The following is a 13,572-nucleotide window of genomic DNA, read 5'->3' as shown; positions in this document are numbered from 1 at the left end:
CTGCTGGTGCGGGGTCCAAGCGATCGTGAGATTCGACGGTAACCGGTCCCGTCCAAAGACCGTGCTTCTGGCAGACGAAATTTGCGCGTCGCGCATCGAGTTCTACGACAGGTCCGCATCCGGGACAGGAGCACCAGGCCCTGGCTAGGTCCCATAGTCCGGGCTCGAAGTGGTCATCTGCCAGACCGCAGCGTTCCCTGAGGAGATCCGCCAGCTGGTCATATCCCTGCGATACCGTCGGTTCGGTGATCCCGAGTCTCCGCAGTTCAGAGGTAGCTTTGCCGAGGTAAGTACCATGACGAGCACCGAGGCGGTCCTCCAGCCGGCGGGCAAAGCTTGCCGGTGTCTCTCCGGGCACGGGCTCGGGGACTAATATTGAGGCCAAGGACGGCCTGGGTTCAAGCACTCGCCCGTTTCCTTCCCCGCCCGCGTGTACCAACTACCGAGGTCTTCCTCCCCAAGGCATTCGCGCCCGCAGTCACTCGGACCCGGTGGCGTTCAGCCTGCAAGGTTAGTGCAATGCGATCGAGATCCTCGGCAGTCACCTGTTCCTTCTCGAGGGCGCCTTCAGAGATCTTGCGACGGGCGACCTGAGTGAGCGCAGAGTTGAGCATCCCCACCGAGCCTCGAGTGATGTCGAACAGCAGCGAGGAGAGCTTCACTACTTCCCTTGGATCACTGTCGTGGAGAGGCAGAGCTGCGGCCATTCCTCCCACCAAGCTGAGCCAGTGCTTCCTCCAATCCTCCTGTGTATCATCGGCATAGTCGTACACGGCCGCGCGACGAAAGCGGTTGGCGATCTGAGCGCCCCGACGGCCGGTCGTGATGGAGGTGTGCTCAAGGTCGATGCCTGCCAAGATGATCGTGGCGTCCACGTCGTCCCCCAGTCGGCGGAGAGCGTCAGCCACAGATCCGGCGTTCGCTGCGTTGTCGAGGTTTTGGACCTCGTCGATCGCCAGGAGCTCCATCCGGGTTAAGTTAATTCCATTGCGAACCATTGTTGACAGCTCGGCCTCGGTGACGCCTGCCGTGTAGTCGATACCGAGATAATCAGCGAGCACTTGGTAGACGGAGCGCGGAGTTCCCAGTGCCGGGATGCACACGTATCCGACAGGGACCTCTCCACGTTCAAGCAATTCCGGATCGTCCTGTTTTAGGTCGGCGAGCACCGCACCGAGTACGCGGTGCAGGGACGTTGTCTTGCCAGCACCGGACGGCGCAGAGAGGAATATGCCATGGCCACCGCCACGTTTGGCGAAGTTCGTGTCCATTTGCTCCACGACAGTCGCATCGAGGTCATGGACAGTCCTGGTAGCGACCGTTATGCCGCGCGACAGGTAGATCTGGCGAGCCTCGTCGTATTCGCGCCGCTGCAGGGGGGTCATAGCGGCGACGGCATCGTTCGGCGGCATGCGGACAGCCTCACGCTGGGACTGTGCCCAAGTCAGGTACCCAAGATAGTGGGAGAGGTTTCCGCCCGTGCGCAATCGTTTACGGTACTTCACCTCCTTCAGACCTCCTTTTCGATGCCGAATGCTTCGTCGGGCTCCCAGTCGTCAAGGTTCCAATCATCGACCTGGCCGTCCGCCCGATTGGTCGTGGTGGCGGCGGGTGCCTCGTCGTCAACAGCGCGAAGGGCGGCACGACCCGTACGGGCCGTACGGCCCTGCACTTCGTCGAGGTGCTCGGCAAGCTCGGCCCGCTCGGCTTTTGCGGCTTCCTTCTTCCACTGCCTATGGGCGCGGTCGATCAGTGAGATAGTTTCTCCGAGGCCGTCATCGGGATCAAGGGGATGGAAAGTGCTGCGTACCTGCCCGGCCAAGTCCCACATCCGTCGGGAGTGAGGCGTGTCCACGCGACGGTCGCGCCAGTCGCATGCGACGTACTCGTCAGTCTGGTCGATGTAAACCCAGATTCGGCTGGGGTCGTTGGGCTGGTAACGGAGCTCGTACTTTTTCTTGCCCAGCAACCCCGAGGATCGGTGTTGCGCCAGCGCGGGAGAGTCGTAGGTACGCCGACCAAACTCCACGCCGTCCTTCTGTATCGTGCGCTCGTCGACGGGCATTAGCGATATGTAGTCGCGCTCACTGAGGGGCATCGGTACGTACCCGACGAAAGGGAACATCGCTGCGTACATCGCATTCGGGCTAAGCGGCGGTGCCGCCGGATGCCGGGGGTCACGCAAACCCTCCATTGGGCTGTTCTGCCATACCTGAGCTACCCAAGCGTCAAAGAGCCAAATCAGTTCCTCGACATCTAGAAGGTCTTCGTTCTCCGGTTGCTGACCGCGCGCCTCGACGGTGCCGCCCGTCTGGCCGGGCAGCAGCATCACGAACCTTGTCTTGATGGTGTGGAACGCCCGCTCCACGTTGGCTTTGTCCGTGGGTGTTCGCACCGACGAGCGGGTCAGGACGATCCCCAGCTGCGCGCAGGCCGCCTCGACCACATGCGATCTGTAGTCCTTCCCGTTGTCAGTAACCAGCCGGTTGACAATTATTGCCGGGCGGGTCGTGTCAAGCAGCGACTTCTGGTCGTGGGTCAAGTTTTTGGCCCACGGCAGTTCCATGCGACGTAGGCGCCAGGTGTCGATTGCGGGCAACCCCGTTGGGCGCAGCGGTGGAGGCGTCATGGAGTCGGCCAGCATTGCGGCAACGTCCGTACCGGTGTTCTTCTTCTTGACGCTGGTGGCCATGATCGACCGAGTGGCCTTGTCAATCATGATCGTCAGTTCGACCTTGCCGGGGCTTCCGTCAGGCATCCGCACGATCACGTCGAATGGGCTCGAGTCGACTTGGACCTCGCCTCCTGGTAGTAACGCAGGACGCGGGCTAAAAACGCGCTTCGGTGAGTTCTCTGCAGTCTGCCGGTTTTTCGCTGATCCCGTCGGGTCAAGATCGCCGGACAGCTCCTGGAGGACCTGAATGATCTTCTTCTTCCCCGGAAGCAGAGAATGCTTGGTCGGCCACTCGACAAGGAACCTCACGCGCACTTCGGCGGCGAGGTTGGTCCAAGTGGTCGACGAGCTGCGAACGCGTTCCCGGATCAGTCCGTCACAAGTTGCGATAACCTCGTCGGCAACACCGTCTAAGGGTAAGTAGGTTCGAGTTGATCGGCCATCAATTATCGCTGCTGGCCCATACTTCCGGTACTCGGTGATGTACCGGCGTAGCGTGCTATCGCCCACCCGGATTCCGAGCCCTTTTAGCTCCTCCAGCTTCCGGCCGTTGCGCTGGCCCTGGGGATGGCCAAGGCCGTACTCAGGGCGTGGATCTCCCCCACCTGGCGCAGTTCCGTCGACCAGTTCGCGCACATGCTCTGCCAGAAGGATCGTCGCCGCGTCAGCGTCGTGCAACGCGATCATCCTCGACCTCGATGACTCAAGCGCATCAGTTCGTCCGGTAGCTAGAACCAGCTCTGTCAACGTCGTGGACATGACATCGCCCGACAGCACTTCCCTCAGACCGAAAACCGTACCGGCAATAGTGGCAATCACCCACTCGCGATCACGGAAAGCAACGGCGTCGCCGAGCCTGAATCCGCTCATCTGGTTCACGATTCGAACCCTGCTGCCACGATCAACATCTCCTCAAAAAATGGTCCATCAGAAACGGTTACTACTTCGCGTGTCCACATCAGATGGTAAAGAGCAGCTTTGCCCGCCTCCGGCGCCCGCAAGTCGATCAGTCTGGCGGCGTCAACGAATGACCGAGGATTTCGGATGTACGGAGTGAGGCGCTCCGCTACTGGGGCCGCCAAGGCGAACCGCGAATGCCGGAACGCCGACAACCACTCAAGGTTCATGGCAGCCCAACCGGTCAGACCATGCATGATTTCGTACTCCCACCCGACCTCGCGACAGAGCGAGGCAGTCAACTCGTATCGTGCACGCGTCGCTTCGTCGATTCGGTCAGCGGACCGAACATCCACCACCACCCCCGCGCCATCAGAGCCACGACGGTAGAAGAAGTCCGGGTAGTGCCGGAAACGATCCGGGCCCACCAGGCAGAACGGCTGGGTTGAGATCCCGGCAAGGGCACCCCTGTGATCCAGCTGCATCAGGCACTGCCACTCAAGCATCGACTCGTACCACACTGCCTGTCCCGTAGAAACCACCGGATACATCCCCTCATAGTGCCGCCGGTGCTGGTAGTTGCGGCCCGAGCGGACCGGCACAGCGTCCTCGAAATTCATCGGTGTCAGGTCGGAGCGCATCTGCTTCTGTTTTGTTACCCCGTCCTGTTCCCACAGCAGTAGGAAGCGATCGGGCGACACCACGTGCCTGTACGGGTCCGAGGTGTCGCGTCGCCCAACGGCACTACTTCTCGCCGCATGAGGCCAGCAAGCAGACTGCAATTTTTTGTTCTCATTACCCGGCGCGCCGAGAGTCCGACGCATTAGGCCCACTCGCTGTTCAGCAACTGACTTAGGCGCTGCGCCCTTGAGATCCGTCCAGATGACAGCACAGTCAGAGGTATTGGCACGGTTACCGTACGGGTCAGCCGTTTGTGCCTGTTTATTCTCACGTAGCCTCCAAGCCCTGAGTCGTCCGCCGTGCGATCACTAGTATGCATGTCTATTAGACATGCATACTACCGGCATCTTCGCTTTTCTGAGGGCCAGCCACGCCGGGTCGCATTCACAGTGACGTGGCACCGGATTCACACCCCTTCAAGACATAATTCCCGCAGCCGTGCCGCGTCCAGCTTGCAGCCCCGGGCTACAAGGAACCTCAGCCTCGAAAACCACTGCCCCAACACGACTCCGCTGGCGCCTAGGGCCGAATTGGACATGTCCAATTCCCAACGGTCCCGGCATAGAATCGGAGCATGAGTGATCCCCGATTCCGCCCCCGCCAAATGGCAGCCCCGGGTGACCGTCAGAATTTCGGCAAAGTCGCTGACATCTCATGGCTCCCGGGCACCTCCGAATCGGAAGCATCCCAGATAGAGGCCGCCAGACTTCAGCACGCGCTGGCAGTCAAGATCACAGGACGACTAAAAGAAAGGGGCCACAGCATACGCACCTACGCCGAACTTGCAGGAATCGGATATGACCGCATGGCAAAGGTCCTCCGAGGAGAAGCTCTGATGCGACTGGAGGATGTTTCGGATGCTGAACGCCTCCTTGGCGCCGTAGTAAAACCCCTCGTCGAGGACCCGACTCCCCTTAGCCGGAGCAAGGATGCGTCCTTCATTTCATCAACCGAAGAAGGACTGTAGCGAGGCCATGCCGACGGCCAAGGGTGCAGCCGGTCCGGCCCCCGTCCGCAATCTCGTGGGTTATATTCGTGAACGACTGATCTAGTGTGCCGCGGCCGGGCCGGCGACAGTAGCTAATTGAACCAAGCTTGAATCCACTGATCCAAGCCGGAAATCAGATGGCGTTAGTGGCAGATCAGGGGGCAGATGCGAGTGCATCTTCGCTGGCCGCGGCACAGATCCCATGCCGTAGGGCGTTGGCCCAGGTAGCAAATGCAAAACGGACCCAGACGCAAGCCTCTGAAGACGGCGTAATCACGATGCCGCTAGGCGCCGCCTCATGGGAGCAGAAGCAGGGCTCAACAGCCTACTCGGGACACGGAAATCGCCAAACGGCCTATTAGATGACGATATTCATTATCGGCGTGCCCACGCTGGAAACGGGCGGGATCTCCGAGGCGTTGAGTTACCCGCAAAGGCCTTCTTGCGCTCTCTCTTGGTGATGCCGGTCAAAGGGGGCGCGAACAAATCGAGGATGTCGATTTCTAGAACATCAGCAATGTCCCAGAGGCGTTCATAAGCAACACTCTTTCGGCCCCACTCAATGCCGATAACCATATTCCGGCTGAGCTGCGCCTCGAGCGCCAGGGACTCTTGCGTGAGCTCACGGAGGACTCGGAGTTCGCGGATGCGGGCCCCGACCTGTCGGCGGCGCTTCTCCCAGCGCTGCATCTGTTCGAGGCTGGTCTGAGAAGGTCTGGTAGGCACACCTCATGCCACTAGAGTTGAACATAATTGTCTGCTCCACTAGTGATACTTGAGCGACAAATCACTACTAGCGAAAGGCGTCCACGTGGGCGTTTCAGTAATTCTCGACTTAAACGAGGATGTGTCTGTGCCGGACCTAAGGCATTTTCTCAGCTACGTGCCTGAGGGCTTCGATCCCACCTTCGATCTCCGCATGCAGATTCAGGACGGAGTGACGCCTGAATACCTCGAGATCCAGCTTCCGGCCCCACCGGAGTGCGATTAGCAAAGGAGACTTGATGCGGCAGCTAAGCAATGACAACGCGGGTCGCTACCTGGTGACGACCGCTACAGGTAGCCACTATCTGCTCGATCTGAAGGCCAGAACGGTGAAGCGGCAGATGGCCGCCAGCGCGCCTCTCGTCGATTTCTTGGACACGGGGTTCTCGCAGCTGCGCCGCGACGGGGAAGCACTTGAGCTGCTTTTGCTCGAGTCATGTGCTGTCGGGGCGTCCGCCCGCTACTGGATCCAGGTCCGCGACGACCACATCCCTACCCTCAGAACGACCTCGCCTGTGGTGCGGATCGACGCCCTAAACCCTTCGGAGGCATGAACTGGGCGCTTATGCTGGTCCTGTAAACCTGATACCGTCACCGAGCCGTATCGACATCATCGTCCACACTGGGGATGCCGAGTGGTGGCAGATAGCTGCCGCCGTTGGACCGCTCGTGGACCGTGAAAGAGCTTGTCGGGTCGGCGACGCCCAGGAGTCTGCGAGACTCAGCAGCATCCCTGCCAAACTGTGTGTTGACATACAGGCGGGGCCTCGTGATGGAATCAGCTCCAGTGCCGATACCGGCCATGCTGACAGGGGGGATAATGCTGCTCGTGGCGTTGCTGGATGGGGAACGGCTCGATGCTACGACGTACTCACCTGACTCCTGGGCCGAGCTGCAGCGGTCCGAGGAACGCAGGCGCATGGTCCTCCCCCTGTGCGGCACGCGGGCGGTCGCCATGGCCCGCGGCGCCTCCACCAGATACTTCGCCCACCACAGCGTCAGGGACTGCAAGGCCGAACACGGCGGTGAGACAGCCCAGCACCTTGCCATGAAAGAGGCCTTGAGGCAGTGCATCGACCAGGTCCCAGGCTGGCACGCCATCGTCGAGCACCAGCATCCATCGCGGGAATGGACCGTCGATGTCCTGGCTGAGTCGGATGACCCCGGCACGCAAATTGCCTTCGAGGTCCAGCTGTCCTCACAGAGCCCAGCGGACTACCTCAAACGCACCCAGCGGTACTTCGACGGCGGCATCTTCCCGGTGTGGCTGGTACCGCGCCGCCAGGAGCCTTACGAGAGCAAAGTCCCGGTGGTGGTAACTGGCTTTGGGAAAACTTCGAAGCTGCCCGATGACGTCGCCGATCTGCTGCAGCTGCCGGCCGACCAGGCCTTCGTCAAAGCTGACGATACGCTCGGCGCCTTCGTGACCGCACTGCTCCTCCGCGGCCCGTCCTGGAAACTGGGCTCCCCCAAAGATCAGGCCACCAGGCGGAAAGCGGAAGCTGAGCGGGAAGCCGCCCGGGCCGAGGCCGAGCGGAAGAAGCATGAAGCCATCGAGCAGGCGATCGTGGAGATGAACGACCGCTCCGCCTCCCCGGAATCGGCGTTCGGAATTCACCTGGTGGGCACGGACACGCAGACGTTCGTGTGGGGCAGCCTCACCTCCTGCTGGCACTGCGAAGAACCGATGTTGGTCTGGGACGCGAGGAGTCCGGGATTCCAAAACAGATGGGTCCGAGTCCCCGGCGTGGACGTCAAGCCCGAGGTGGGCCACAAGCGGTTTGAGAACCATCCCGAGGTCCACCTGGTCATCGACAAATGGATGAACGCGACCCGGGCCGATATACCGAAAGCCGGGATCCGGCTGAGGCACACTAAGGCCAGCGGCAAGCAGTACAGCGCCTTCTTTTGTCCTGCGTGCGACAGCGTTATGGGCCAGTACTTCATCTCCCGCCTCCTGCCGGAGAAGTGGTCCATCCTCAGCGGCCCGGAAATTCAGCAGCCGCCGGCATCGGTGACGCCAGCTGGCCCGCGCGGGACCAATCACAGATCCAACGCCATCACTGTTACCGCCGGCGGTCGGCTTCCGCCAGGGGCGTGTGACTGGTGCGGCAAGGATCCGCACCCCGAATATGAATGCCTGTGGCGACAGTTCAGGGCCAGGGCTAACGTCCCGGACGGTTCCCCGCACTATTCCGACCAGACCTACGCCAGGATCGTTGCAGGCGAGAAGCCTGCGGACGAGGGGGCGGCGTTGCTGGGGCGCATGCTCGACCGCTGCGTGGCGATTCCACGTCGCTAGCCCCTCCGATCATCAGGTAAAGACCGCAGCCCCAGATGCATGCCTTATGCCGGAGCACCATCCAGCGTGGTGAGCCATGACAAGACGTCCTCCATGGCTTTCATCGGCCGCGGCGCAGCAGAGTAAACACGAATCTCGTGGTAGCGCGCATCCTTGATCTGCAGTGACGGCAGGTCATCCTCCCTGAGCCGGACCACCAGGTAGCCGGCCGCCAGCAGGTCAGCGCTCTTCCGCACATCGATCAGCACCTTGGCAGGGTCCTGGTGCCAGTACGCGCCGTCATACTCCACAACGAGGAGGCGACCTGCAATGTCGACGCTGATGTCCGCCGACCAGGATTTGCGTGTTGTGAACGCTTTGTCCCGCAGCACGGCACCGGAGCGGGCTCCGGTGAAGCACTCTTCCGCGGCAGCATGATGGGCCAGCTCGACCTTGGATTTGCCGACTTCACGGCACTCCGGGCACTCGGCGCCGTTCGAACGGCCGCTGAGAGAACCCTTCCAGACATGCGCCTTACTGATGGTGCATATCCACTCCGGCAGGAACGACGTTGACGCGTAGGGGCGAACATTCCAGGCGCTAACTGGATTGGATGGGCTCCATTCCGCGGCCAAGCCGGGGTCCTGCCACGCCAGAGATCCGAGGATGGTTCGGCACTGCGGGCAACGCAATCTTTCGTATTTGTCCCGCGACCGTGGAGTCGCTTCCCATTGGTGATCGCAGCAATCGGCAACCCACCACACGCTGCGCTGTGAGTCCCAGACGACGTCTTTGGGAGTGAGCTTGCCGTTGCGCGTCGGGTGCCATTGCGAGGCGATCTCCGGCAGGGTGTCGGCCAGCCAGTTCGTCTGGGCTTTCCGTGTCTCGGCGCCGCGGCAGCTCGGGCAGCCCGACTTGAGGAATCTGAGGGGGCCGATCCGTGGGTGGTGGCCCGCGGGACAGCGGAACCGCCTCAACTGCCACTCCCCGGCGACCATGACGGTCCGGGGGTCCGCTTCATCGGCCCAGGCCTGGGCCAGTTCAGGGACCTCAGCGACAGGAGTCGTCTTTAACCGTTCGTACTCAGCATCCCATGCCGCATCCCGGATCACTTTGCAGTCCGGGCAGGACTGGCGGCCGTCAGTCATGTCCAGGACTTTGGCGCGGAATGAAAGACGGCATTCCGGACACACCCAGTGGCAGGTCCGGGTGGCTCGCAGTGTTACGGTCCGGAAGTTCTTTTCGTCGTTGCGTTCGTGGTCCCACCAATCGCGGGCAGGATCGTCGGAGTCTGCCAGGAGCAGCTTGGCCGTTTTTGTGCTGGCCGGATTTATGGATCGAATGTTCCGGGCGGTCGCAGCGGGGGCGGTCTTCGCCGTTGGGCTGGCAGACCGGACGTTGCGGGTACATGAACAGCCCCAGCCGATGTCGCCCATGCGTTGCGCGGAGAGCCTCTCGCAGGACCGGCAGCACGTGATGATGGGGTCATTGCCGTCGTTAGCGTCCACCGTCGTGGCGACGAAGTCGAAACCGTTCACGTCGAGGTGGGCGATGATCTCATCGCGAGAATATATGCGGGCCGGAGCCGTCTCACCTGCCATCTGCCGGGCCATCTTCGCCCATTCGGTCCAGTAGCAGGCCCTGCAGGTCTTTTCGCGCTGGGCGTTTTTATCAAGGGTGTATTCGAACCTGTAGTGGGCCTGCACGTCACAGTTCAGGCAGGTGGTGAGGCGCCATTCCTTAAGGCCGGTGAACGTTTCATCGGCCTTAAGTCCGCCTTCGCGCAGGATGTCGTCGATACAGTCGACGCACCACGCCGGCTTACTGCGAGTATTGTAGGCCGCTGCGTTGGAGCAACCATTCTTCGAACACGGTTGAGTGCCAGCCTGAGCCGCAGCTATAGTCTTCTCCATGGTCCCCCGGGGTTCCGCTTTCCATCCGTCCACAACCATGCGTAGACGGGCGATATGAGCCTAACTCGCAGCGCCCCTCCAGCTGGCCAGCGACACCACCGGTCTAGATGACGGCTGGTCTGTAGATACTTTGACGCCGGTCCAGGCCTTGGACTTATCCCCTGCGATGCTGGAGCCAGCTGCATCGCCGCGATAACAGCCGGTGGAAAGTCGTCCACCGGCACGACGATGCCTTCGCAGGATGTGCTGCAGCTGCCTGGGGTCGCGCGCAGCTGCTTAGTGAAGGTTATGGAAGTCACTTACAGGCTCAATGAGTACCACCAGAATCTATGGAGTGGCTGCCGCTAGTAGGCTTAGTTAGTGACAATTAATGAGGACTGGCTGCGTGAGGAGCGCATCAAACGCCTGCGCGCACTCGTTCGCTCGGGAGTAAAGCACCTGATCTTCTTGCATGAGGCCGTACCGTTCTACTTACGGCAAGGGCAGGTCTCCGACGAGCGAGTTGAAGACTTATTCGATGGACGACAAGGCCAATCATTACGCGCACTCATGAGCCCAGAGTTGCAACGCGACCACGAGATCGCCCTCGGCATGTTCATCGACAATCGACAGAGCCGGGCCTTCGAGAAGATCTACATGTGGATCTCCGACGTCAATGACGCGGCTATGCGAACCTTCAAAGATGAGCATTTCAAAGACTATAGAGAACTCGGACACCCTCCGCAGCTAACAGCAACACGTAGCGAAATCGGCGAACCTGAACGCGGGCTGACAGAACTGTCCGCCGACATCCGGGCGCGAGTGCTCGCACTTACAGTGGCCCTCACGGATCTCGGAGAACACGAAGATGTCGCGCCCGCCGTACGCGATGCCCCAGGAGGTTGGCCTCATCTGCGCGGGCTTGTCGCAGACTCGATCATCGACGGTCACCTACGGCAAATGCGCCTGCGCCGGACACGAACGGAGATCTCTAGCGCAGTTGGCGCTTCCAAAGAAATTGTAGAGGCGACTTTCAAAGCACTCTCAGCCAAGCACAACGTGCTGCCACAGAAAACTACCCCGGATCTCAGCGACTGGTGGAAAGTTCTACGGCCCCTCCTCGCTGACCAAGGTATCGACAAAGCGCTCGGCGCCAAAGACGGAGCGCTCATTAAACTCGTGAGCAGCCAAGTATCACTGGTGCAGAACCTGGGCGAACTTCGGAACAAAGTCGGGTCAGGCCACGGCAAGGCAGAACATCCCGCGGGGTTGGGACCAGCGCACGCACTTCTCGCAGTGGACACTGCCCACACGCTCACGCGCTTTCTTGCTCACTGAGCATAAGCACATCCTCATTTTCTCTGTTGCGACTTGCTTGAAGGATTGGCAAACTAGCCCTGCACCATAGGTTCGGATAGTCGCATTCAACGGTCGTCTTCTGGGCGGAAGGTTGGCCATCCGGATCAGGATGGCCCAGCTGTTCCGCTAGTAGTTGGGCTTCTCCCTCAGGGAGTTTCCGGATCTCTCCATGATGGGGGCGACGTCATCGTCGACCGGGAAACTCTCGATCCCTTTCCCCGATGCGGTATCGATAATGACGCCGCAACGTCATCCAACGTGCCCAACATCGCTCACCTTGACATGCGCCGCTGACCAGCCCATTTGTTCTGCAAGGGGAGATAGCCCAGCTCCCCGGATCCAACAGCGCGCTGCGAACCTTCACCCCTGCGCCGCCAGCCCCTCTGCACCGCGTGGTTGCTCAAATCCATGGACGACGGCAACTGATGCCTCACCATCATCGGGATGCCTCCGTCAGGATGAGATCTAGGATGCCGTCAGGACCGAGTTCGCCCTGGCAGCCCTGTAGCAGGTCCGGGTCGTGGGGATAGCTACGACCATGTCGCTTAGGACATGTCGGAGTAGCTTCCAGCGTCGCTCGTTGCAGTTGGCCTGGCGAAGCGAGGTGCCGTCCGCGAATTGGAAGCTGCGCGTGGAGCTGGTCGGGAACCCAAACGTGGGTTAGTTTTGGAATATTTCTCCCAGAAACAGGCTGGGCAGGTGCGCGTGCTCACTGACACCGGACCCCGCCCGTGCTGACAGAATTTTACGGCTCCTCAGAAAACGAGGCCCCCATCGCCGGCGCGATGGCTGACCCCACCGAATCCTGAGCGCCAGGTTCTTTGCGACCGTCCGTGACGAACCCAACGGGAATGCCTGGGCCGAACAACAGACGCATTTGCTTTGGCTGCTCACCTGGCAAATCGAAAGTGGCCCAAGAGTGGGCGCCCTTCGCGTATGAATCTTGAAGGAATACCGCTAACTCCTCAATGTCCACGCTGTCAGGCAGCGGTATCGTATGCCCTGCATAGAGGATCTTCGCCATAGCGCCATCCTAGGCGTCCACAGGATTGTCCGCCGCCCGTCATCAACTCGGCCGAGCTAGCCGCACCGAGCTTTGACGTCCCACACCACGTATCAGACCCGGGATGTCCGTATGCTGGACCGATGGTTGAACCACGCCCCCTGGCAATATTCGGTGACTGGCACGGAGACGCTGGCTGGGCCCTCAACGCGATCCGATCAGCCGCGCGTGAAGGTGTTCGCACTGCCCTCCACGTGGGTGATTTCGGCCTGGATTGGCCGGGAGCAAAGCGAGGACGGTACGAAGCCAAGCTGAACAAATACCTCCTAGAGCTGGAAATGACACTCATCGTCTCCGGTGGGAATCACGATAATTGGGAAACGCTCGCGAAGCTGCCTGTTGAGGACGACGGGCTGGCCACCGTGCGGTCAAACATCCGGGTCCTGCCCAGAGGTGGCCGCACCAAGATCGAGGGTCTTGCCGTCGGAGCCTTGGGTGGCGCGTTCAGTGTGGACTACGAGCACCGGACAGAGGGCAAAGACTGGTGGGCCAACGAGGAACCTACCCCTGCGGAAGCAAAAGCACTCGTTGCCGGCGGTCCAATCGACATACTCATTACCCACGACGCACCTGCTGGGGTCCCACTCAAGGGCGACTTTGAACTCCGGCCTGAACTGTCCAAGAAGGCGGAGGAAACCCGCGTGCTACTGCGCGAGGTAGTAGATTTGATGGCCGTTCGCCACGTCTTCTGCGGCCACTGGCATCAAAGACGAATACACGAGTTGACACACACGAACGGACAAAAAACGCGCGTGGACGTGCTGAATATGGAGAACTCCCGACTCGGCAACGGCGTTCTCGTATGGCCAGGAGATGCGCCACTTCGCGTCGATCCTCTCGTAATTCGCGGGATCTAGCCAATGAGACGCATGAACCGGCGGAAATCAGCGCGGCCTCGCTCACCTTCCGGATCGGAAGCATCTGGGCACGGGCAAGTCCCGGCTGGGAACCGACGTATGACCACTGTCATGA

At 60.8% G+C, this 13,572-nt stretch carries 12 protein-coding genes; 6 read left to right on the top strand and 6 right to left on the bottom strand.

The window, feature by feature from the left end; genetic code table 11:
- Positions 1-398: 398 nt before the first annotated feature.
- The 3 genes from AC1MCA_RS19200 to AC1MCA_RS19190 all read right to left on the bottom strand — a co-directional run bounded on the left by AC1MCA_RS19200 (position 399) and on the right by AC1MCA_RS19190 (position 4,272).
- Positions 399-1,412 carry an ATP-binding protein gene (locus tag AC1MCA_RS19200; protein ID WP_479799907.1) on the bottom strand — a complete coding sequence of 338 codons (1,014 nt, stop codon included), beginning with the start codon at positions 1,410-1,412 and terminating at the stop codon, positions 399-401.
- Positions 1,413-1,510: 98 nt separating this feature from the next.
- On the bottom strand, positions 1,511-3,544 hold the full coding sequence (locus AC1MCA_RS19195) for a Mu transposase C-terminal domain-containing protein (RefSeq protein WP_479803465.1): 2,034 nt from the start codon (positions 3,542-3,544) through the stop codon (positions 1,511-1,513).
- Positions 3,545-3,549: 5 nt separating this feature from the next.
- Positions 3,550-4,272 (bottom strand): TnsA-like heteromeric transposase endonuclease subunit, encoded by a 723-nt coding sequence (locus AC1MCA_RS19190; protein ID WP_479799906.1) that lies wholly within the window; start codon positions 4,270-4,272, stop codon positions 3,550-3,552.
- A gap of 554 nt (positions 4,273-4,826) precedes the next feature.
- Between AC1MCA_RS19190 and AC1MCA_RS19185 the strand changes: the two genes are divergently transcribed.
- Positions 4,827-5,219, top strand: coding sequence for a hypothetical protein (locus tag AC1MCA_RS19185; RefSeq protein WP_479799903.1), 393 nt, complete (start codon positions 4,827-4,829; stop codon positions 5,217-5,219).
- A gap of 396 nt (positions 5,220-5,615) precedes the next feature.
- Here AC1MCA_RS19185 and AC1MCA_RS19180 read toward each other — a convergent pair whose 3' ends face one another.
- Positions 5,616-5,930 (bottom strand): helix-turn-helix domain-containing protein, encoded by a 315-nt coding sequence (locus tag AC1MCA_RS19180; RefSeq protein WP_479799898.1) that lies wholly within the window; start codon positions 5,928-5,930, stop codon positions 5,616-5,618.
- An 85-nt stretch (positions 5,931-6,015) separates the two neighbouring features.
- Here AC1MCA_RS19180 and AC1MCA_RS19175 point away from each other — a divergent pair, with 85 nt between their 5' ends.
- The 3 genes from AC1MCA_RS19175 to AC1MCA_RS19165 all read left to right on the top strand — a co-directional run bounded on the left by AC1MCA_RS19175 (position 6,016) and on the right by AC1MCA_RS19165 (position 8,307).
- Positions 6,016-6,231 carry a hypothetical protein gene (locus AC1MCA_RS19175; RefSeq protein ID WP_479799896.1) on the top strand — a complete coding sequence of 72 codons (216 nt, stop codon included), beginning with the start codon at positions 6,016-6,018 and terminating at the stop codon, positions 6,229-6,231.
- 13 nt (positions 6,232-6,244) lie between these two features.
- A complete protein-coding gene (locus AC1MCA_RS19170) occupies positions 6,245-6,559 on the top strand; it encodes a hypothetical protein (RefSeq protein WP_479799893.1) in 315 nt (104 codons plus the stop codon).
- Positions 6,560-6,834: 275 nt separating this feature from the next.
- Entirely contained in the window at positions 6,835-8,307 is a 1,473-nt protein-coding gene (locus AC1MCA_RS19165) for a competence protein CoiA (RefSeq protein WP_479799892.1), read from the top strand.
- A 44-nt stretch (positions 8,308-8,351) separates the two neighbouring features.
- On the opposite strand, the gene AC1MCA_RS19160 is transcribed toward AC1MCA_RS19165, so the two are convergent.
- The gene (locus tag AC1MCA_RS19160; protein WP_479799891.1) at positions 8,352-10,199 is read right to left on the bottom strand and encodes a zinc-ribbon domain-containing protein; all 1,848 of its coding nucleotides are present in this window, start codon (positions 10,197-10,199) and stop codon (positions 8,352-8,354) included.
- Between the two features lie 360 nt (positions 10,200-10,559).
- Between AC1MCA_RS19160 and AC1MCA_RS19155 the strand changes: the two genes are divergently transcribed.
- Positions 10,560-11,516: an abortive infection family protein gene (locus tag AC1MCA_RS19155; RefSeq protein WP_479799890.1), complete on the top strand. Its 957-nt coding sequence runs from the start codon at positions 10,560-10,562 to the stop codon at positions 11,514-11,516.
- A 766-nt stretch (positions 11,517-12,282) separates the two neighbouring features.
- On the opposite strand, the gene AC1MCA_RS19150 is transcribed toward AC1MCA_RS19155, so the two are convergent.
- Complete coding sequence (locus AC1MCA_RS19150) at positions 12,283-12,561, bottom strand: hypothetical protein (protein WP_479799889.1); 279 nt, start codon at positions 12,559-12,561, stop codon at positions 12,283-12,285.
- Between the two features lie 122 nt (positions 12,562-12,683).
- On the opposite strand from AC1MCA_RS19150, the gene AC1MCA_RS19145 reads away from it, so the two are divergent.
- Positions 12,684-13,457 carry a metallophosphoesterase family protein gene (locus AC1MCA_RS19145; RefSeq protein WP_479799887.1) on the top strand — a complete coding sequence of 258 codons (774 nt, stop codon included), beginning with the start codon at positions 12,684-12,686 and terminating at the stop codon, positions 13,455-13,457.
- Positions 13,458-13,572 lie beyond the last annotated feature (115 nt).

The organism is Arthrobacter sp. BK1 (genome assembly GCF_056680055.1).
The sequence above is the reverse complement of the archived record's forward strand: the minus strand, read 5'-3'. Positions and strand labels throughout refer to the sequence as shown.